Origin of the sequence: Luteimonas sp. 100069 (assembly GCF_003813845.1) — a bacterium.
Classification (GTDB): Bacteria; Pseudomonadota; Gammaproteobacteria; order Xanthomonadales; family Xanthomonadaceae; genus Luteimonas; species Luteimonas chenhongjianii.
In genome coordinates this window covers 134,660-155,713 of record NZ_RPFN01000006.1, presented here as the reverse complement: position 1 = coordinate 155,713, position 21,054 = coordinate 134,660, and the positions used below count along the sequence as shown (strand labels likewise).

At 69.6% G+C, this 21,054-nt stretch carries 17 protein-coding genes; 2 read left to right on the top strand and 15 right to left on the bottom strand.

What is annotated here, in order from left to right; translation table 11 throughout:
* Positions 1-114: 114 nt before the first annotated feature.
* Positions 115-537, bottom strand: a complete 423-nt coding sequence (locus EGK76_RS13665) for a VOC family protein (protein WP_123832969.1) — start codon at positions 535-537, stop codon at positions 115-117.
* Positions 538-614: 77 nt separating this feature from the next.
* On the bottom strand, positions 615-1,085 hold the full coding sequence (locus EGK76_RS13660; RefSeq protein WP_123832968.1) for a hypothetical protein: 471 nt from the start codon (positions 1,083-1,085) through the stop codon (positions 615-617).
* 183 nt (positions 1,086-1,268) lie between these two features.
* On the opposite strand from EGK76_RS13660, the gene EGK76_RS13655 reads away from it, so the two are divergent.
* Complete coding sequence (locus tag EGK76_RS13655; protein WP_123832967.1) at positions 1,269-2,297, top strand: integron integrase; 1,029 nt, start codon at positions 1,269-1,271, stop codon at positions 2,295-2,297.
* Between the two features lie 13 nt (positions 2,298-2,310).
* Here the strand turns inward: EGK76_RS13655 and ilvD are convergent, their stop codons facing one another.
* From ilvD to EGK76_RS13605, 10 genes are all read right to left on the bottom strand, one after another.
* On the bottom strand, positions 2,311-4,164 hold the full coding sequence (gene ilvD / locus EGK76_RS13650; RefSeq protein ID WP_123832966.1) for a dihydroxy-acid dehydratase: 1,854 nt from the start codon (positions 4,162-4,164) through the stop codon (positions 2,311-2,313).
* Positions 4,165-4,234: 70 nt separating this feature from the next.
* Entirely contained in the window at positions 4,235-5,359 is a 1,125-nt protein-coding gene (gene leuB / locus EGK76_RS13645) for a 3-isopropylmalate dehydrogenase (RefSeq protein ID WP_123832965.1), read from the bottom strand.
* Positions 5,349-5,942, bottom strand: coding sequence for a 3-isopropylmalate dehydratase small subunit (gene leuD / locus EGK76_RS13640; RefSeq protein WP_123832964.1), 594 nt, complete (start codon positions 5,940-5,942; stop codon positions 5,349-5,351). Before leuD ends, leuB begins: the two co-directional genes overlap by 11 nt.
* Positions 5,942-7,369 carry a 3-isopropylmalate dehydratase large subunit gene (leuC, locus tag EGK76_RS13635; RefSeq protein ID WP_123832963.1) on the bottom strand — a complete coding sequence of 476 codons (1,428 nt, stop codon included), beginning with the start codon at positions 7,367-7,369 and terminating at the stop codon, positions 5,942-5,944. Before leuC ends, leuD begins: the two co-directional genes overlap by 1 nt.
* A gap of 108 nt (positions 7,370-7,477) precedes the next feature.
* The gene (locus EGK76_RS13630; RefSeq protein WP_123832962.1) at positions 7,478-9,016 is read right to left on the bottom strand and encodes a 2-isopropylmalate synthase; all 1,539 of its coding nucleotides are present in this window, start codon (positions 9,014-9,016) and stop codon (positions 7,478-7,480) included.
* 388 nt (positions 9,017-9,404) lie between these two features.
* Positions 9,405-10,334 (bottom strand): aminotransferase class IV, encoded by a 930-nt coding sequence (locus tag EGK76_RS13625; RefSeq protein WP_123832961.1) that lies wholly within the window; start codon positions 10,332-10,334, stop codon positions 9,405-9,407.
* Positions 10,325-10,561: an ACT domain-containing protein gene (locus EGK76_RS13620; protein WP_096296541.1), complete on the bottom strand. Its 237-nt coding sequence runs from the start codon at positions 10,559-10,561 to the stop codon at positions 10,325-10,327. Before EGK76_RS13620 ends, EGK76_RS13625 begins: the two co-directional genes overlap by 10 nt.
* A complete protein-coding gene (gene ilvG, locus EGK76_RS13615) occupies positions 10,545-12,317 on the bottom strand; it encodes an acetolactate synthase 2 catalytic subunit (RefSeq protein ID WP_123832960.1) in 1,773 nt (590 codons plus the stop codon). The genes EGK76_RS13620 and ilvG overlap by 17 nt, the downstream gene beginning before the upstream one ends.
* Positions 12,317-13,351 carry a ketol-acid reductoisomerase gene (ilvC, locus tag EGK76_RS13610; RefSeq protein ID WP_123832959.1) on the bottom strand — a complete coding sequence of 345 codons (1,035 nt, stop codon included), beginning with the start codon at positions 13,349-13,351 and terminating at the stop codon, positions 12,317-12,319. The genes ilvG and ilvC overlap by 1 nt, the downstream gene beginning before the upstream one ends.
* Positions 13,352-13,873: 522 nt before the next feature.
* A complete protein-coding gene (locus EGK76_RS13605) occupies positions 13,874-14,977 on the bottom strand; it encodes a DNA topoisomerase IB (RefSeq protein WP_123832958.1) in 1,104 nt (367 codons plus the stop codon).
* 116 nt (positions 14,978-15,093) lie between these two features.
* Between EGK76_RS13605 and EGK76_RS15690 the strand changes: the two genes are divergently transcribed.
* On the top strand, positions 15,094-15,843 hold the full coding sequence (locus EGK76_RS15690; RefSeq protein WP_233580311.1) for a BON domain-containing protein: 750 nt from the start codon (positions 15,094-15,096) through the stop codon (positions 15,841-15,843).
* 111 nt (positions 15,844-15,954) lie between these two features.
* Here EGK76_RS15690 and thrC read toward each other — a convergent pair whose 3' ends face one another.
* The 3 genes from thrC to thrA are packed head-to-tail and all read right to left on the bottom strand — an operon-like array spanning position 15,955 to position 20,725.
* On the bottom strand, positions 15,955-17,244 hold the full coding sequence (thrC, locus tag EGK76_RS13590; RefSeq protein ID WP_123832957.1) for a threonine synthase: 1,290 nt from the start codon (positions 17,242-17,244) through the stop codon (positions 15,955-15,957).
* Positions 17,241-18,221 carry a homoserine kinase gene (locus EGK76_RS13585; protein WP_123832956.1) on the bottom strand — a complete coding sequence of 327 codons (981 nt, stop codon included), beginning with the start codon at positions 18,219-18,221 and terminating at the stop codon, positions 17,241-17,243. Before EGK76_RS13585 ends, thrC begins: the two co-directional genes overlap by 4 nt.
* Complete coding sequence (gene thrA, locus EGK76_RS13580; RefSeq protein WP_233580310.1) at positions 18,218-20,725, bottom strand: bifunctional aspartate kinase/homoserine dehydrogenase I; 2,508 nt, start codon at positions 20,723-20,725, stop codon at positions 18,218-18,220. The genes EGK76_RS13585 and thrA overlap by 4 nt, the downstream gene beginning before the upstream one ends.
* Positions 20,726-21,054: the final 329 nt, after the last annotated feature.

The following is a 21,054-nucleotide window of genomic DNA, read 5'->3' as shown; positions in this document are numbered from 1 at the left end:
GTCGGTGTAACGGTAGGTTGTTCTGGGGCCTGGTGTTGCCATGGGGCGCTCCTGACAGTTAGGTCAGGGTGTCCACTAAAGCGAAGGAACTACCGGTTCGGCTTGAACGCATTGTTAGGCGGCCCCGAGACGATACGGGACCGACCCGTTGTATTGCAGCAGATCCCAGAGATTGCCATACAAGTCCTGGAACACCGCCACTGTGCCGTAAGGCTGCTCGGAGGGCACGCGAACGAAGGTGACGCCGGCCAACCGATACCGCTCGTAGTCTCGCCAGAAATCATCTGTTTGGTGGAACAGGAAGACCCGGCCACCGGTTTGGCCCCCAACTGCCGCCAGCTGATCTGTGCCCGAAGCTCGAGCGAGTAGTAGTGACGTGCCAGATCTTCCAGGCGGAGCGACGACCACCCAGCGCTTGCCCTCTTCCGGCCGCGGCGAGTCTTCAACCAAGCGGAACCCGAGTGTCCCGACGTAGAACTCTATGGCCTCGTCGTAATCACGGACCAGAAGCGAGATATGGGCAATTGCTTGTTGCACGTCGCGATGCTGCTCCGTGGGCCGCCTAACACCTGAATTAAGCCGCGCCGCGAAGCGGCGTCGGCTTGAATGAATCGTTAGACCTTGCCACGGATAGCGGCAATTGCCGCAGCATAAGCTTGGTCACCCATGCCCACTTGGGCCCAAACCGGCTGGCTCTCGTTGCCAAGGCGGTCATACTGCTCATCCGCATCCCACAGCGTAATGATCTGGTCGGGAAAGCAGTATTCGTAATCTTCGTACGTGTGTGAGTCGGAGCTCTCCGAAGCGGAAATCAGCGCAAAAACCTCCGGCGCAGATAGCGCAAACACATTCTTGCCTTGGTACTCGACCGTGAAACGCTCATGGCAGCCGAGGCCGATGAAAGAAACCCGATCGTCCGGCCCGCAATCGGTCTGGATCGCGGACTCGCAGAAGTAATCCGTAGAGTCACGAGACCACTCCAATGGAAAGCCCAGCGCAAGGAGCGCCTCGCGAGCCTGTCCGCGCGAGCTCCCGAGAAGGACTGGGCCGGCGCCCGAATGCGGAACTAGATTCAGAACGACCATAGGATATTCCAAGCAGGGTCAAACAACTATTGGACCGCCTAAACGCGGTGTTGCACCGAGTATCGGGCACGGGGGCGGGCGCGGGAAGAGGGGAAATCCGACCGAGCATCAACAGCTTGGCGGATGTCGGTGTCGCCGGAAGCGGGTAAGGCTGCCTGCGTTATCCGACCAAAAAGCGGGCGTATGAGTTACATCGGCGGAAACGAGGGTGTAACGGGCGCGCAGGCGCCCCGGTTGCTGCATCAGGTGCGGGCGCGTTTGCGCCTGCGGCACTACAGCCTGCGTACCGAGCAGGCCTATGTGGCGTGGATCCGGCGCTTTGTGCTGGCCAACGGTCGCCGCCATCCCCGGGGGCTGGGGCTGGTCGAGGTGGAGGCATTCCTGAGCGGCTTGGCAACGCAGGGGCGGGTCTCGGCAGGCACCCAGAACCAGGCGCTGTCGGCGCTGCTGTTTCTATACCGCGAAGTGCTGGATATCGACCTGCCGTGGATGGAGGGCCTGGTGCGGGCCAAGCGTCCGCGGCGTATTCCGGTGGTGTTGTCGCAGGAGGAGGTCGCGCGCCTGTTGTCTGCGCTGGAGGGGCCATGCTGGCTGATGGGCGGCCTGCTCTACGGCAGCGGCATGCGCCTGCTCGAGTGCCTGCGGTTGCGAATCAAGGATGTGGATGCCGCGCGCGGCGAGATCGTGGTGCGTGATGGCAAGGGCGGCAAGGACCGGCGCGTGCCCTTGCCCGCGAGCCTGCTGCCCGAGCTGGAGCGGCAGCGCGCCCGCGCACTCCTGCAGCATGCCGCCGATCGCGAGCGCGGGGGCGGGCGTGTCCATCTGCCGCACGCGCTGGCGCGTAAATATCCGGGCGCGGATCTCGAGCCGGGCTGGCAGTACCTGTTCCCGTCGGCGCGTATATCCATCGATCCACGCACCGGTCGCGCCGGTCGCCACCATGTGTCGGAGGAAGTCCTGCAGCGTGCGGTGAAGGCTGCACGCCTGCGCGCGGGCATCGTCAAGCCGGCCACCTGCCACACCTTGCGGCATTCGTTTGCCACCCATCTGCTGGAGGCCGGCTACGACATCCGCACGGTGCAGGAGCTGCTGGGGCACAAGGATGTCGCCACGACGCAGATCTATACCCATGTCCTGGGCCGCGGGGCATCCGCAGTGGCGAGCCCGCTGGATCGGCTGCCCACTGGCGCGGCAACCTGGCCAGGCACGTGAGATGTGCGCCTGTTCAATCGCCGAGCAGGGCGCGATCGCGTACCGCGCCCTTGTCGGCACTCGTGGCCAGCAGTGCGTAGGCCTTGAGCGCGGTACTCACCCGGCGGGGGCGCGGGTTCGCGGGCTTCCAGCCGCGGGCATGCTGCGCGTCGCGGCGTGCGTCGAGTTCCGCGGAGTCCACCAGCAAGCTGATCGTGCGCGCGGGAATGTCGATCCGGATGCGGTCGCCATCGCGCACCAGGGCGATTGCACCGCCGGCAGCGGCTTCCGGCGACACATGCCCGATCGACAGGCCTGACGTGCCACCTGAGAACCGCCCGTCGGTCAGCAGTGCGCACTGCGCGCCCAGTCCTCTGGATTTCAGATAGCTGGTCGGATACAGCATTTCCTGCATGCCGGGACCGCCCTTGGGGCCTTCGTAGCGGATCACGACGACCTCGCCCGGCTGCACCACGTCGCCGAGGATGCCGGCCACGGCGTCCTCCTGGCTTTCGAAGACCCGCGCGGGGCCTTCGAACATGTGGATCGACGGGTCCACGCCTGCCGTCTTCACCACGCAGCCATCCGGGGCGAGGTTACCGGTCAGTACGGCCAGGCCGCCTTCGGGGGAGTAGGCATGGCCGGTGTCGCGGATGCAGCCGCCGGCGCGGTCGGCATCGAGCGACGGCCAGCGCGTCGCCTGGCTGAAGGCGGTCTGGGTGGGAATGCCGGCGGGGCCGGCGCGGAAGAACGTGTGCACGGCCGGGTCGTCGGTCGCATCGATGTCCCACCGGGCGATCGCGTCGCCCAGGGTCGGGGCGTGCACCGTGGCAACCCCGGTGTGCAGCAGGCCGCCGCGCGCGAGCGCGCCGAGGATCGCGGGTATGCCACCGGCGCGGTGCACGTCCTCGACGTGGTAGTCGGGCGAGTTCGGCGCCGCCTTGCACAGCTGCGGCACGCGCCGCGACAGCCGGTCGATGTCGGCCATCGTGAAGTCCACCGCGGCTTCCTGCGCCGCGGCGAGCAGGTGCAGGATGGTGTTGGTCGAACCGCCCATCGCGATGTCCAGTGTCATCGCGTTCTCGAAGGCCTCGAACGTTGCGATGCCACGTGGCAGGGCACTCGCGTCGCCGGCGCCGTACCAGCGGTGGCAGAGCTCGACGATCGTGCGTCCCGCTCGCAGGAAAAGCTCCTCGCGATCGGCGTGGGTAGCCAGCAGGGTGCCGTTGCCGGGCAGCGCAAGCCCCAGTACCTCGGTCAGGCAGTTCATCGAGTTCGCGGTGAACATGCCCGAGCACGAGCCGCAGGTCGGGCAGGCGCTGCGCTCTACATCGGCGACCTGGGCGTCGCTCGCCGCCGGGTCGGCCGCCATCACCATCGCATCCACGAGGTCGAGTTTGCGGCTGTCCTCGCTGCCGTCCGCGAGCCGCGTCTTGCCGGCTTCCATCGGCCCGCCGGACACGAACACCACCGGCACGTCGAGCCGCAACGCGGCCATCAGCATGCCGGGGGTGATCTTGTCGCAGTTGGAGATGCACACCAGCGCATCGGCGCAGTGGGCATTGACCATGTACTCCACCGCGTCGGCGATCAGCTCGCGGCTCGGCAGCGAATACAGCATGCCGTCATGGCCCATGGCGATGCCGTCGTCCACGGCGATGGTGTTGAACTCCCTGGCCACGCCACCCACGCGCGCGATCTCGCGCGCCACCAGCTGGCCCATGTCCTTGAGGTGCACGTGGCCCGGCACGAACTGGGTGAACGAGTTGGCGACCGCGATGATCGGCTTGTGGAAGTCCTCGTCACCCATGCCGGTCGCGCGCCACAGGGCGCGGGCGCCTGCCATGTTGCGGCCGTGGGTGGAGGTTCTGGAGCGGTACTCGGGCATCGCGGGTCCTGGCGCGCCGGATGTGCCGGCGCTGGTTCGAAGGGAGGGCGGCATTGCCGCCACCGTCTGGTCAGTCGCGCAGTTCTGCGACCTGGCACGCGGTCTCGATGCGCGAGAGCACCGCCGTCGTGGCTTCGCCGGTCGAGACTGCCGCGCCGGCCTGCGCCAGGTCCGCAGTGAACACGCCCGCTGCGAGCGCGCCGTCCACGGCGGCCTCGATACAGGCCGCTTCGCGCGCCAGGTCGAGCGAATGACGCAGCAACAGCGCGGCGCTGAGGATCGCGCCGTAGGGATTGGCGATGCCTCGGCCGGCGATGTCGGGCGCCGAGCCGTGGATCGGCTCGAAGATGCCTCGGGCACGCCCCGACGCAGTGGAACCGGCGCCGGGCATCGCGTCATCGCCGAGCGAGGCCGAAGGCAGCAGGCCCAGGGAGCCGGCCAGCATCGAAGCCTCGTCGGTCAGGATGTCGCCGAACATGTTCTCGGTCACGATCACATCGAACGCACGCGGCTTCGACAGCAGGTGCATCGCCATCGAATCCACCAGCTGGTGCTCGAGGGTGATGTCGGGGAACTCGTCGCGTGCGATGCGGCTGGCGACATCGCGCCACAGCCGCGAGGTCTCGAGCACGTTGGCCTTGTCGACCGAGGTCACGTGGCCGCGTCGATCGCGTGCGAGCAGGCAGGCGCGGCGCACCACTCGTTCGATCTCGCGCACGCTGTAGCGGCACAGGTCGCTGGCGGTGTCGGCATCGCGGGTCTTGTCACCGAAGTAGATGCCGCCGGTCAGCTCGCGCACCACCAGCAGGTCCACGCCGGCGAGCAGATGCGGCTTGATCGGCGAGGCGCCGAGCGCGGCCGGATGCGGCTTGGTGGGGCGCAGGTTCGCATACAGCCCCAGCGCCTTGCGGATCGCCAGCAGGCCCTGTTCCGGGCGCACGCTGGCATTGGGATCGGACCACTTCGGGCCACCCACCGCGCCCAGCAGCACCGCGTCGGCATCGCGCGCCGCGGCGAGCGTGTCGTCGGGCAATGGCGTGCCGGTGGCGTCGATCGCAGCGCCGCCGATCAGGTGCTCGTGCAGGGAGAAGCGATGGCCGAAGCGCGTCGCCACCGCCTGCAGCACGTCGACCGCGGCCGCGGTCACCTCGGGTCCGATCCCGTCTCCGGGCAGAACGACGATGTCAGCGTGCATGGTGGGTGTCCTCGTAGTTGCGGATGTCGGCCCTGCGCGCAAGCAGGAAGCCCATTTCGTCGACGCCTTCGAGCAGGCAGGTCCGCGCGAACGCATCGAGCGCGAATGCATGGACGCTGCCGTCCGGTGTTCGCAGTTCGCGCGCGATGATGTCGACGGTCAGCACGTCGTCGGGTCGCGTCGTCAGGTCCTGCACCACGTGCTCGGGCAGCACGACCGGCAGCAGGCCGTTCTTCAAGGCGTTGCCCCGGAAGATGTCGGCGATCTCGCTGCTGACCACGACCCGCAAGCCCAGATCACGCAGCGCCCACGGCGCATGTTCGCGCGATGAGCCGCAGCCGAAATTCCGGCCCGCCAGCAGCACCGAGCGTCCGGCGTTGTGCGCCTGGTTGAAGACAAAGTCCGGATTGGGACTGCCGTCCTCGCGCCAGCGCCAGTCGTTGAACGCATAGCGGCCGAGCCCCTTGCGCTCGGTCGTCGAAAGAAAGCGCGCGGGAATGATCTGGTCGGTGTCGATGTTGGTCTGCGGCAGCACCACGCTGGCCGAGCGGACCGGGAATTCCGAAACGTGGGCGGTGGACATCAGGCCACCTCCCGCCGGTCGGCGAAGCGTTCGCGTGGGTCGGCCACGACGCCGCGCACAGCGGCCCACGCAGCCGTCGCCGGCGAGGCCAGCAGCGTGCGCGCGCCGGGGCCCTGGCGACCTTCGAAATTGCGATTGCTGGTGCTCACCGCCAGCTGGCCGGGCGCGACCAGATCGCCGTTCATCGCGATGCACATCGAGCAGCCCGGCTCGCGCCATTCGGCGCCGGCATCGCGGACGATCCTGTCGATGCCTTCGGCCTCGGCCTCGCGCTTGACGATCTCCGAGCCCGGCACGACCAGCATGCGCACGCCGGCCGCGACGCGCTGGCCGCGCAGCACCTCGGCGACCTCGCGCATGTCGCGCAGGCGCCCGTTGGTGCAGGAGCCGACGAACACCACGTCGACCGGCATGCCGGCCAGCGACTGGCCGGCGATGACGCGCATGTAGTCCTGGCCTTTCTGATCGGCGGCATCGGTCGCGACCGGCACCGGCACGTCGACGCCGATCGCGGTACCCGGGTGGGTGCCCCAGGTGAGCGTTGGACGGATGTCAGCGGCATTGATGCGGATCTCCACATCGAAGTGCGCGCCTTCATCGCTGCGCAGCTGGCGCCAGCGGGCGAGCGCAGCGTCGAAATCGGCGCCCTTTGGCCCGCGCGGGGTGCGCGCGATCCAGTCGAACGTGGTGTCGTCGGGCGCGACCATTCCGGCGCGCGCGCCGGCCTCGATCGACATGTTGCACAGGGTCATGCGCTGCTCCATGTCCATCGCCTCGATGGTGGAGCCGCGGTACTCGATCACGTGGCCGGTACCGCCGTTGACGCCGATGACCCCGATCGCATGCAGGATCACGTCCTTGGCGCCGACGCCCGGCGCAAGCGCACCGTCGATGGTGATCGACATGGTCCTGGGCCTGCGCTGCAGCAGGCATTGCGTCGCGAGCACGTTGCCCACTTCGCTGGTGCCGATGCCGAACGCCAGCGCGCCGAACGCGCCGTGCGTGGAGGTGTGACTGTCGCCGCAGACGATGGTCATGCCGGGCAGGGTGAAGCCCTGCTCGGGGGCGACGACATGCACGATGCCGCGCTGGTCGGAGTCCATGTCGAACAGCTCGATGGCGAACTCCGCGCAGTTCGCCGCGAGCATCTCGACCTGAGCGCGTGCGGCATCGCTTGCGTAGCGCGGATGGCCTTGCGCATCGCGGGGGAGCGTCGGCGTGGAGTGGTCCATCGTCGCCTTGGTGCGCTCCGGCCGGTGGGGCCTGAGGCCGCGCGCGCGCAGTTCGGTGAAGGCCTGCGGCGAGGTGACCTCGTGGATCAGGTGCAGGTCGATGTACAGCACCGCGGGCGCGGCCTCGGTCTCGGGAGTCACGATGTGGGCGTCCCACAGTTTGTCGAACAGGGTGCGTGGCGTGCTGGCGGTCATTGCGGGCTCTTGATGCTTGATTCGGAGTGGCGCGCGCGGACGCGCGAGAAGACGCGGGCAGTGGGGGCGCTTCGGGCGCCAGCCGGCGCCCGGCAAAGGCTGGACCGGTCAGGCATGCGCGGCCTGCGGCGCCGCGGCGCGCGGACGGTGCAGGATGCGGTTCGCGACATCGAGCCACGCCAGCGCGCTGGCCTCGATGATGTCGCGGCTGGTGCCGGAACCCTCATGGACGTCGTCGCCGTGGCGCAGGCTGACACTGGCCTCGCCGCGCGCATCGCGGCCCACGCCGACGCTGTGCACCTGATAGCTTTCCAGGGCCAGTTCGACCCCGGTCGCGGCGGCCAGTGCGGCGAACAGCGCATCGACCGGGCCATCGCCAAGCGCGCTTTCGGTGACCTTGCCGCCTTCCGGATCGGACAGCTCGACCTGGGCGCTGGCGCGCTGGCCGCGGTCGCTGACGGTCATCGAGGCCAGCCGCCAGCCCCGCCCGTGCACGTCGCCGTGCAGCAGTGCCTCCAGATCGTTGTCATCGACCACGCGCTGGCGCTCGCACAACGCCTTGAACGCGGCGAAGACCTGTTCCAGCTGCGGCTCGTCCAGCGTGTGGCCGAGCGCGCGGATGCGATGGCCTACCGCGGCGCGGCCACTGTGGCGGCCAAGCACCAGCTTCGAATCGGGCCAGCCCACATCGGCCGGATTCATGATTTCGTAGGTGCCGCGGTGGCGCAGCATGCCGTGCTGGTGGATGCCCGATTCGTGCGCGAACGCGTTCTCGCCGACGATGGCCTTGTTGCGCTGGATGGCCATGCCGGTCAGGCGACGCAGCAGCTGCGAGGTCGGGACCAGGCGGCGCGTGTCGATCCGTGTGTCCAGGTTGTAGAACGCGTTGCGGACCTTCAGCGCCATCGCCAGCTCCTCGACCGCGCAGTTGCCGGCACGCTCGCCGATGCCGTTGACCGTACATTCCACCTGGCGCGCGCCGCCCTCGATGGCTGCCAGCGAGTTGGCGACCGCCAGGCCCAGATCGTTGTGGCAGTGCGCACTGAAGATCACCTCGCGCGCGCCGGGAATCGTTCCGATCAGGCGCGCGAACAGTCCCCTGGTTTCCTCCGGCGTCGCGTAACCCAGCGTGTCGGGCACGTTGATCGTGGTCGCACCGTTGGCGATCGCAACGCCGATCACCTCGCCCAGGAAGTCGTCTTCGGTGCGGGTGGCATCTTCGGCCGAGAACTCGACATCGCCGATCAGGCGCCGTGCATGGGCCACGCTCGCCGCGGTCATGTCCAGCACCTGCTGACGGCTCATGCGCAGCTTGTGCTCGCGGTGCAGTGGGCTGGTCGAGATGAAGACGTGCAGGCGTGGATTCGCGGTGCCGTCCAGTACGCGCGCCGACGCTTCGATGTCGGCCGGCAGGCAGCGCGACAGGACCGCCAGCGTCGGCCGGCGGACCTCGCGCGCGATCAGGCGTGCGGCCTCGCGATCGGATTCGGAACTGGCCGGGAAGCCGGTCTCGATGATGTCGACGCCCAGGGCGTCGAGCGCGCGCGCCATCACCACCTTCTGCTGCGGCGTCATGCTGCAGCCGGGCGACTGTTCGCCGTCGCGCAGGGTGGTGTCGAAAATCCGGATGGTGTCGGAAGCGGTCATGCGGGGAGTTCCCTGGAAAGTGCGTGTGGCGGGCATGCGGCGCGGGGACAAGGCGCGGGTCGAAGTCGCGGTTCGCCGCCCCCGGGCGGCGCGCGTGCAGCGAGGTCGTTGCGGCGTCGCGGGGTCGCCGCGCGCGCGGCGGACGCGAGCGGCGCGAGTGCCGCCGTCCCGGCCGCGGTGGCGCGCGGGGAGCGACGCGGCCACTGCAGTGGGCCTGGATGCACGTTCGACCGAAGCCACGTCAGCAAGCCTGCGCCAGGGTTGCCGAACGCGATCCTGCGCCTGCCGCCGGCGCGGCCTGCGGCCAGCTGGCGCAGCCGCAAACGCCCGGCCGGCGCATCACCGGCATTCGTTTGCGGGGCATGGCCTGCGTCGGATCGGCTCATGCTCAGACCGCCGTCAGCCAGCCGCGCGCAGCCTCGGCTTCACCGCGTACGACGCGCGCATACAACGCGGCCAGTTCGCGGGTCACCGGGTTGTCGCCATAGCTGCGACCTTCGACGCCGTGCACCGGCGCGACTTCGGCGGCGGTGCCACAGGCGAACACTTCGTCGGCGTCGAACAGCTCCTCGAGGGTGACTGTGCGCGACTCCGCGCCGCTCAGGCGGATGAGGGTGTCGCGGGTGATGCCGGGCAGCGCGTCGCGGTGCTGGACCGCGGTGACGCGGCCTGCCCTGACGATGAAGACGTTGGCGCCCGTGCATTCGACGACGAAGCCGTCGGCATCGGTGAACAGCGCCTCGTCGAATCCACGCGACCTGCTCTCGCGCTTGGCCAGGATGGAGTTGACGTAGGCGCCGCACAGCTTCAGCGGCGGCAGCGAGTCGGCGGGATTGCGCCGCCACGTGCTGATGCCCAGTCGCGCGCGGGTGCCGCCAAGGTGCACCCGGGTCGAGGTGGTCGCGACCATCAGGTGTTCGGCGTGGCCCTCGACATCCAGGCCGAAGCCGCCTTCGCCGAACCACGTCAACGGGCGGATATACGCATCGCGATGCCGGTTGGCGCGCAGCGTTGCCAGTACCGCGTCGGTGGCCTGCGCGGGATCGAAGCGCATGCCCAGCAGCGCCGCGCCTTCGCGCATGCGCGCCATGTGCTCGGGCAGGCGGAACACCGCGGCGCCATCGGCGGTCGCGTAGCTGCGGATGCCTTCGAACACGCCGCTGCCGTAGTGCATCGCATGCGTGGTCAGGCCGGCCTGCAGCGCATCGATATCGCACAGCACGCCGTCGAACCAGACCTGTGGACGCGCGGGTACCGCCGGCTCCGCGATCGATGGCGGCGGCGCCTGCGCAGCTTCGGCAGTGGCGTTCAACGACACTGCGACACCTCCACCGAGACGCAGTCGTAGAGCTTGGCCAGCTGGCCCTGCAAGCTGCCCGCGGGGCGGTCGCCCTCGACGGTCATGCGCAGCTTCCAGTGCTCGCTGTGACCGTGCGTGTCGCCCTCGAACGAGACCGGGCGGAAGCCGCGGCGCTCGGTCGTGCCGAGCACGCGCACCAGCGCGCCTTCGGCGCGGCGCAGGGTCATCTCACACTGGTAATGCATGGCTCGACTCCTCGGATGGCGTGGTGACTACGGGTTCGGATACAGGCGCGACGGATGTGCCGACATCGAGCGAAGTGATTTCGTCGGCATCGAGCATCTGCGCGTTGTTGTGGTTGGGCGGTACCAGCGGCCAGACGTTGGCGGCGGTGTCGATGGCGACGTGCAGCAGGGCCGGGCCGTCGGCTGCAAGCAACGCGAGCAGTGCGGACTCGACATCGGCAGCCTTGTCTACCGAGAGCGCCTGGATGCCGAATGCGCGCGCGACCTCGGCAAAGTCCGGGTTGTCGGACAGGTCCACTTCCGAATAGCGGCGCTGGAAGAACAGCTCCTGCCACTGGCGCACCATGCCCAGCGCCTGGTTGTCGAGCAGGATGATCTTCACCGGCACGCCGTAACGCTTCAGCGTGGCCAGCTCCTGCACGTTCATCAGGAACGAACCGTCGCCGCTGACGCAGATCACGCGCCGCGACGGGTCTTCGATCTGCGCGCCGATCGCAGCCGGCAGGCCGAAGCCCATCGCGCCGAGCGCGCCGCTGGTGAGGTGTTTGCGCGGATGGTCGAAGCGCCAGTGCTGCGCGACCCACATCTGGTGCTGGCCGACATCGCAGGCGACGGTCGCGTCGGGTGCCAGCTCGCTCATGCGCTTGAGCAGCGCCGGGGCAAAGACCTTGTCGCCCGGCGCGTCGTAGCGCGCGGCGAAGGTTTCGCGGCGCTGCGCGCACAGCTCGCACCACGCGCTGCGCGCCGCGGCGTGCCGGCCCCGCATCTGCGCCGCGCAAGGCGCGCCCAGGCGCGACAGGCTCGTCGTCAGGTCGCCGCACACCGGCACATCCGCCGCGCGCAGCTTGCCGACCTCGCAGCTGTCGCCATCCAGATGCACGATGCGCGCCAGCGGTGCGAATTCGGCCAGCTTGCCGGTTGCGCGATCGTCGAAGCGCGCCCCGACGACGATCAGCAGATCCGATTCCTGCACCGCCAGGTTCGCCGCGCGTGTGCCGTGCATCCCCAGCATGCCCAGATTCGCCGGATGCGCCGACGGGAGCGCGCCAAGTGCGCGCAGCGTCAGCACGGTCGGGATCCGGGTCAGATCGGCGAACTCGCGGAACGCCTCCAGCGCATCGCCCAGGATGATGCCGCCGCCGCCGTAGACCACCGGCCGCTGAGCCTGGGAGATCAGCGCGGCGGCCTGATGCAGGGCGTGGTCCGCGCAGGGCGGCATCGTGTCCACCTGCCCGGGCACGTGCGCGCGCAGGTGCGTGGCATCGCCGGTCTGCACGTCCTTGGGCAGATCGATCAGCACCGGGCCTGGACGCCCGGAGCGCGCGAGGCGGAATGCTTCGGCGACAACGTCGGGCAGTTGGTCGACATGGCGCACGAGAAAGCTGTGCTTGACGATCGGCAGGGTCATGCCGAACACGTCGAGCTCCTGGAAGGCGTCCGTGCCCATTAGCGGCGTTGCCACCTGGCCGGTGATGATCACCATCGGTACCGAATCGAGCATCGCATCGGCAATGCCGGTGATCAGGTTCGCGGCGCCCGGGCCGGAGGTCGCCACACAGACACCGACGCGCCCGCCAGCTCGCGCGAAACCGTTCGCTGCGAACGCCGCGCCCTGCTCGTGGCGAACCAGCACGTGCCTGAGCGCCGCGCCGTGCAGCGCGTCGTAGAACGGCATGATCGCGCCGCCCGGATAGCCGAAGATCGTCCCGACCCCCTCGGCTTCCAGCGCGTGCACCAGCCAGCGGGCGCCGTTCATCAGGCGGCCTCTGGCCGCAGGTCTTCGGCGGGGGTGTGCGCCTGCGCTGCCGGCCTTGTCGCAGCAGCGCCGGACGCGTCCTGCAGCCACACCATCTTCTCCCGGAGCGCCCGGCCGACCTGCTCGATCGGATGGTCCAGATCCGCCTGCCGCAGGCGCCGGTAGTTCGGCAGGCCGGCTGCATGCTCGGCGACCCAGTTGCGGGTGAAGGTGCCGTCCTGGATGTCGCTCAGCACCTCCTTCATGCGCGCCTTGACGCTGGCGTCGATGATCCGCGGACCACTGACGTAGTCGCCGTACTGCGCGGTCTCGGACACGAACTCCAGCATGCGGGTGATGCCGCCCTCGTAGAACAGGTCGACGATCAGCTTCAGTTCGTGCAGCACTTCGTAATACGCGATCTCGGGCTGGTAGCCGGCCTCGACCAGCGTCTCGAACCCGGCCTGCACAAGCGACGACGCACCGCCGCACAGCACTGCCTGCTCACCGAACAGATCGGTCTCGGTCTCTTCCTTGAACGTGGTCCTGATGATGTTGGCGCGCGCGCCGCCAAGGCCCGTGGCATAGACCAGTGCCAGCTGCTCGGCCCGGCCGGTGGGATCCTGGTGCACGGCGTAGATGCAAGGCACGCCGCGGCCGATCTCGTATTCGCGGCGCACCAGTGCGCCGGGGCCCTTGGGCGCGACCAGCACCACATCCAGGTCCGCGCGCGGCGCGATCATGTCGAAGTGCACATTGAGGCCGTGCGCGAACAGCAGGCAGGCGCCCTGTTTCATGTGCGGGGCCAGCACGTCGGCATACAGCTGCCGCTGCACCATGTCGGGGGTGAGCACGGCGACCAGGTCGGCGGCCCCGACCGCATCTGCCGGCGGTCTCGGAACGAAGCCGTCGGCCCTGGCCTTGTGGTCGGTCGGTCCGCCGGGCCGCAGCCCCACGGTGACGTCGAAGCCGGAGTCGCGCAGGTTCAGTGCATGCGCGCGGCCTTGGCTGCCGTAGCCGACGATGGCGATGGAGGGTTTGCCGTTGCTGGTCATGGGCGCTGATGTCCGATCTGTGGGGTTGGGAAGAGGCGCTGTTGCATGCGATCCGCTGCGGTGGGAGCTGCGACCCGCTGGCGGCCGATCGCGATATCGGGCTTCGTCCGGCTGGCGAAGGCGAGGCGGTGGCGGAGTCCCGTTGGCGCTCGGATACGCGGCCCGGCGCAATGCCGCGCTTGAAAGCGAGTCCGGTGGGTGGCGTGATCGGGGCAGTGGCTGGCGGACATGGCGGGCTCGCGTTCGGTGCGGTCTTGCGAGGGCCGGGCAAACAAAAACCCCGTGCCTCTCGGCACGGGGTTCAGGTTCTTTCGACCTTGGGTTTCGTATTCGCTACACGAACCCCATCCCCGCGCCGGACTGGACGGTAATAAGGAGTACGAGAAGGAGAAGGGCCGAGGTGAGGAGGAGCGGCAGACGCGTGTCACGCGCGCCAAGGCGTGCGGAAATTGCGGTCTGCGAGTGGCTGCTGCGCTGCGTCATGGGTCGAGAAAAGCACGGGCTCGCGCAGTGCGTCAACAGTTACTTTGACAACGATTTCGCTGGGCGCCTGCGGTGCCGCTGCCGCAACAGTTTCAGCGCCGCGGCTTCCCACTGGCGTTCGCCGCGCGCATTGCCTGCAGCGCGCTGCAGGCCACCGTCGCGCCAGGCCGCGTACAGCACCGGATCGATGTAGGCCTTGCGACAGACCGCGACCGTGTTGCCGAGTGCATCGGCGACGTCGGCGATCACGATCTTCTCCTGGGTGGCCAGCGCGCGCTCGCTCGGCGCGCCGCCGTTGCCGTCTTCCGGCAGGGGCATGGAAGCGAAGCGCCGGAATGCCATCAGCGTGCCGCCCCAGGTGCGGAAGTCCTTGGCCGTGAACGCGCCACCCATCGCCTGGCGCAGGTAGTCGTTGACCATGCCCGAATCGATGCCGTGCCGTTCTCCGTCATCCCCGATGTACTGGAACAGCGATTGCCCGGGCAGCTGCTGCACCTTGCGTACCAGCACGGTCAGTTTCGCGTCGTCGAGTTCGATCTCCTGTTCCTGGCCGCTCTTGCCGCGGAACCGCAGCAGTGCACGACCGGCGCCGAGTGGCTTGAAATGCCGGTTGCGCAATGTGGTCAGGCCGTATGAGCCGTTGCTGCGGGTGTAGCTGTCGTTGCCCACACGAACGAAGGTCTGCGCCATCAGCGACACGACGATTGCCAGCACCTTGTCGCGCTGCAGATCCGGCAACCTCAGGTCACGGCCCAGCGCACGGCGCAGTCGCGGCAGCGCGGTGCCGAAGGCGACGATGCGGTCGAACTTGCCGTGCCCGCGCACCTCGCTCCAGTCGGGGTGATAGCGGTACTGCTTGCGCCCGCGCGCATCGCGCGCCGTGGCCTGCAGGTGGCCGTTGGCGAGCGTGCAGATCCAGACGTCGCGATATGCCGGCGGAATCGCCAGCCTGCGCACCCGCTCGAGCGTGGCGCCATCGCGTACGACGCGGCCATCGGCATCGCGGTAGCAGAAGCCCTTGCCGGCGCGATGGCGACTGAGCCCCGGCTGGTCGTCGCAGACCCAGCGCAGTCCGGCCTCGCGCGCGGCGAGGACATTCTGGTGATCGGGCTGGGCGCCCGCCATGCCGGCCGTGGATTTCATCAGCGGCTGGATAGCAACCGCTCGATCAGTGGATTGTGAACAGGACGCTGCGCGCTTCACCCCGCGGGCACGAGTCGCTTCCCACACTCGCTGCACACCCAATCAGGAGTATCGCCATGAAGACGATGCGCAAGACCATTCTGGCCGCCGCGATTGCGGGTTCGATGATGTTCGCGGGCGCTGCAATGGCCCAGCAGTCCGATCGTTCCGACCGCACCACCGCCGCGCAGACCGAATCCAACCAGCCGATGTCGGACACCTGGATCACGACCAAGGTCAAGGCCGCTCTGCTTGCCGACGGCGACGTGTCCGGACTCGACATCACCGTGGAAACGGCGAACGGCACGGTAAGCCTGTCGGGCGATGTCGACAGCCGCGATCAGATCGATCGCGCAACCGCGATCGCCCGTGATATCGAAGGCGTGCGCGCCGTCGATACCAAGCAGCTGGCCGTCAACGCGTCGCGCGACCGCGCCGCCGATCGCCGCGCCACGAACGCCGATGGCGACCGCAACACCGGCGCTGCAGCGGATCGCAACGACCACAGGGACCGCGGCGACCGCAACGCGGACAACGATCGCAAGGACCGCACCGTGGCGGCGAACACCGAATCCAACCAGCCGGTCTCCGACACCTGGATCACCACCAAGGTGAAGGCCGATCTGCTCGCGAGCAGCGACGTGTCCGGCCTCGACATCAGTGTCGAGACCGCCAACGGGATCGTCAGCCTGTCGGGCGATGTCGACAACCGCGGCCAGATCGAGCGGGCGACTGCCATCGCGCGCGATATCGAAGGTGTGCAGCGCGTCGATACCAGCCAGCTGAAGGTCGGCAAGAACGGCAACCGCAGCGCCGGCAACAACTGACGCGCCTGGTGTGTTGAAAAGGCCTCCCTGCCGGGAGGCCTTTTTTTTGCCCGCGGCGGGGTCGGCGCGACCTGCCTGGCGCGCTCGCAATCGCGACGAGTCGCCATGGATTCAGGCGTCGAGGAGCCTCCGGCGCAGCGCGTCAGGTTCCAGCCCGAGGCGGGCGCCCTGTGCCGGCCGCGCGAGACACGCGGCGAGCGCGGGCGGTACCGGCACGGCATGCCCGACGAGCGGTTCGACGATGGCATCGAACTTCGCCGGGTGCGCGGTCGCCACGACCGCCCAGTCGCGCCGGTCGCCGTCGGCGCGCAAGGCCTCGAGAAGATGCAGCCCGGCGGCGGTATGCGGACAGGGCACGATGCCGTGCCGCGCTTCCGCGTTGCGGATCGTCACGCGGATGGCGGCATCGTCGACCGAGCGGGCCACGAACGCGCCGCGGAGCGCGACATCGTCGCCATGCCAGTGGCGCAGGCGCTCGAAGTTGCTCGGCGCGCCCACGTCCATCGCATTGGCAAGCGTGGCGCGCGTCGGCTGCGGCAGGTAGCCGGCACCGCCGAAGAACCGCGGGAGAGTGTCGTTGGCATTGCAGGCCAGGCGGATCTCGCCCAGCGGCGCGCCCATCGCGCGCGCGATGAAGGCCGCGCAAGCGTTGCCCAGATTGCCGGTGGGCACGATGACGTTCAGCGGTCGGGCATGGGCTGCGTAATGGTGCGCGGCCGCGTGTGCGTAATAGGCCGCCTGCGGCAGCAGGCGCCCGAGGCTGATGCTGTTCGCAGTGGTCAGCGGCCTGCGGGCGCGCAGGTCCGCATCCGACAGGGCGTCCTTGGCCAGCCGCTGGCAGTCGTCAAAACTGCCGTCGATGCGGAATGCGCGCACGTTGTCGCCCCAGCACTCGAGGCCGTGCGCCTGGCGCGGCGACACGCGTCCTTCGGGATAGAGGATCACGACCGCGAAGCCGGGGCGGCGATGGAAGGCCGAGGCGACTGCAGCGCCGGTGTCGCCCGAGGTGGCGACGAGGATCGTGCTGTCGGCCGCGTGCGGCGTGCGCAGCGCGGACAGCGCGCCGGCAAGGAACCTGGCCGCGTAGTCCTTGAAGGCCGCAGTGGGGCCGTGGAAGAGTTCGAGCAGATGATCGCCATCGCCCGCGAGCGCACGCAGCGGCGCCGGCCAGGCGAAGGCATCCGCGCACAGGCCCGGCAGCTGCGACTGGATCCTCGAGCCGGCGAACCAGGGCGCCAGGGTCGCCAACGCGGTGTCGGCGAGCGAGTCGCGCGGGCGGGCCAGATCGGCGGCTGGAATCGTGTCCGGGACATACAGGCCGCCATCGGGCGCGAGGCCGGCCACCAGCGCCGCGTCGATGTCCACGGCCGGCGCCTGGCCGCGGGTACTGACGAACTTCATGCCGGTGGTGCCTGCAGCAGTTCCGCGCGCTGCCCGGCGACGGGCGACACGTAGGCGCGGGCGTCGAAGCCGGCCGTGGCGAAGCCGGCGCGCATCGCCGGCGCCGCGCGCTCCGCAGCGGCGCGGGATTCGAACCACGCGAACACGCTCGGCCCGCCGCCGGAGATGCTCGCGCCCAGTGCGCCGTGCTCAAGCGCCGCGCGCTTGACCGCAGCGAAGCCGGGAATCAGCGGGGCACGCCGCGGCTCGACCAGGACATCGCGCAGGCCCGCACGGATCAGCGCCGCGTCGCCGCGCTGCAGCCCGGTCAGGAACAACGCCAGGTGCGCCGAATGCGCGACCACGTCGCCAAGACCGTAGGGCGCGCCCAGCACGGCCCGCGAGCGTCGCGTCTCCAGGGTCTGGTCCGGGTGCACCACCACCGCGTGCAGCCAGGCGGGTACGTCGAGCGCAATCGCCTGCTCGGGCGTGGAGAGGGTGATGCCGCCAAGCAGCATCGGCGCGACGTTGTCGCCATGCCGCGCGCCGGACGCGACCGATTCGCCATCGAGCGCGAACGGATACAGCGCCGCGCGCGTGAGTGGCGCATCGAGCAGGGCGTTGGCCGCCACCAGCGCCGCCACGCACGACGCCGCCGATCCGCCCAGCCCCGAGCCGAGCGGAATGCCCTTCTCGAGCGTCAGCGCGAAGCCGAACGGCAGCGACAGCGCCTCGCACATCGATTGCAGCGCGCGACCGGCGGTGTTGTCGCTGGCGGCCAGCGGCAGGCGGTCCGCGCCGGCGACAGCGCCGCCGATCGCTTCGATGCGCACTTCGCGCTCGGCGATGCGGCGCACGTGGGCAATGTCGCGCGGCCCGTCAATCACGTGGCCCAGCACATCGAAGCCGACCCCGATGTTGCCGACGCTGGCCGGGGCGAAGGCACTGGCGCCGTCTGCGACCGGTGCCCGAACACCATCCGGAACGGACGCGGTCATGCCTGCCGCCAACCGGCGCGTGCGCCGAGTGCGTGGGCGATCGCGAGCACGTCGCCGAACACCCCGGCGGCGGTGACCTGCGGACCCGCGCCCGGGCCCTGCACGACCAGCGGGTTGTCCGCGTAGCGCGCGGTGGTGAACTGGACGAGGTTGTCGGTCAGGCGGGTGTGCATGCATGCATGATCCGACGGCAGCGCGGATACGCCAACAGTCGCGCGGCCCGCGGCGTCGAGCCGGGCGACGTGGCGCAGCCCGCGACCCTGCGCGCGCGCCGCGTCGAGACGCGCCCGCATCGGGGCGTCGAGGGCCTCCAGGCTGTCGAGGAAGACATCCAGGGGCAGCTCGCGCAGGGCTTCCGGCACCAGGTTCTCCACCTCGACATCGGCCAGCGACAGCGTGCGCCCGGCCTCGCGGGCGAGAATCACCAGCTTGCGCGCGACGTCGAGACCCGACAGGTCGTCGCGCGGGTCGGGCTCGGTGTAGCCGAGCGCGCGTGCCTCGCGGACCAGCGCCGAGAACGGGCGACTGCCGTCGAAACTGTTGAACAGCCAGGCCAGCGTGCCCGACAGCATGCCGTCGATCGCATGCAGGGTGTCGCCGGTATCGATCAGGCTGCGCAGCGTGGCGATGACCGGCAGTCCGGCGCCGACCGTCGCTTCGTACAGGAAGCGGCTGTGGCCCGTCACGCGCGCCTCGGCGATACGGGCGTACCGCGACCACTCGCCGCTGCCCGCGTGCTTGTTCGGAGTGACGACATGGATGCCGGCGGCCAGCCATTCGGCATACCGCGCCGCGACCGCGTCGCTGGCGCTGCAGTCGATGATCATCGCGTGCGGCAGGTCGCTGGCGCGGACATGCGCGGCGAACGCGTCGAGGTCACAGGGGTCGGCATCGTCGCCGAGCAGGGTCGCCGCCGACGCGGGCGCGAGTGCCGTGCCGGCGAGATGCATGCGACGGCTGCCGGCGATCGCGCGCAGGCGCAGGTCGACCCCGGCACGCGCCCGCAGGCCGGGCATCACGTCATCGAGTTGCGCGAGCAGTGCCCGGCCCACGTTGCCGGGGCCGATGAGGCCGACCGATACCGTCTGCGGCGACAACCAGAAAGTGGCGTGCGCGGTGCGCAGCGCGCGCGCGGCATCGTCCTGCGCGATCGCGACCGACAGGTTGCGCTCGCTCGCGCCCTGGGCGATCGCGCGGATGTTCACGCGCGCCTGCGCGAGCCCCTCGAACAAGCGCGCGGCCACGCCCCGGTTGCCGCGCATGCCGTCACCGACGGCGGCCAGTACGCACAGCCCGGTCTGCATGCGCACACCTTCGACCTGGCCCGCGGCGATTGCACCGGCGAACGCCGTCTCGATCGCGGCGCGTCCGCGCGCCGCTTCGCTGCCGCGTACCACGCAGCAGATCGAATGCTCGGACGAGCCCTGGGAGATCATCGTCACCGACACGCCAGCGCCGTGCAGCGCGGCGAACAGCACCTCGGCCACGCCCGGCACGCCGACCATGCCGCTGCCGACGAGCTCGAGCACGGCCATGTCGTCGACGATGCTCAGGCCCTTGACCGGCGAACGCGCCGGTTCGCCGCGGCTGTCGATGCGGGTGCCGGGCGCGGCGGGGTCGAGCGAACTGCGGATCATCAGCGGGATGCCGCGCACCTGCAGCGGGGCGATGGTTCGCGGGTGCAGGACCTTGGCGCCGAAGTAGGCGAGCTCGCAGGCTTCCGCATACGACAGCGCGTCCAGGCGCACTGCGTCGGGCACCAGCCGCGGGTCGGCCGAGAGCACGCCATCGACGTCGGTCCAGATGGTCACCGCGCTCGCGTCGAAGAGATCGGCCAGCAGGGCCGCCGAGTGATCGCTGCCGTTGCGGCCCAGGGTGGTCGCGTGGCCATCCGCGGTGCGCGCGATGAAACCGGTCGCGACCACGTTGCGCTGCGGATGCCGCGCGCGCCATGCGGCCAACCGCTGCAGGCTCGCCTCGCGATCGATGTGCATGCCCATCTCGCCTGTCTGCACGACCAGCACCTCGCGCGCGTCGAGCCACGCCCAGCCGCCGGCCTCACCGCCCAGTGCGGCGTGCATCAGCCCGGCGCTGCACAGCTCGCCATGTCCCCAGATGCGCTCGGCAAGCCGGGTGGCCACGGCGCCACGTGCCTGGGCCAGCGCCTCGAGATCGGCTCCGAGCGCCTGGGCCTGCGCGTCGAGTGCGGCAAGCAGCTTGTCGCGACACGCGGCCCCGGATGCGCGCGCGGCGTCGGCATGGCGCGTCCGCAGCCGCTGCGCACCGTCGTGCCAGGGGGCGCCGCTGCGTGCGGCCTCGACCAGTTCGACCAGGGCGTCGGTGACTCCGCGCATCGCCGAGACCACCACGACACTGCACTGGTCGTGCGCTGGGGCCGCGAGCCGCGCGGCTGCTTCGATGCGAGCGGCATCAGCGACGCTGCTGCCGCCGAACTTGTGCAGATGCAGCGGAAGGGACGAGACGGGAAACGGGCGGGCGGACATCGTGGGCTCCTTGGGATGGGGCCCCGCGTCTCGGTCCAGGTCGGCGGTACAGCCGCACCCGGATCGGGTGCGGAGCGGCGTGCTGTCAGTCGGACACGCCAGTCCGCACCCGGGTTCGGGTGGTGCCGGTCGTGATGGTGGTGAACGCGTCCGCGCACCCATCGCATCGCCTGCTGCAGCGGCAGCTTGCGGAGGCGAACGGCGTGCAGTCGGCGGCCAATGGCATGGCCCGAGCTTCCCCCTCGATGGTGCGCTGCGTCAAGGGCCGTGCTCAACATCCCGCTTCCATGGCCGCTAACAGAAACAGAGGGATCGGCAGGGGACAGGGC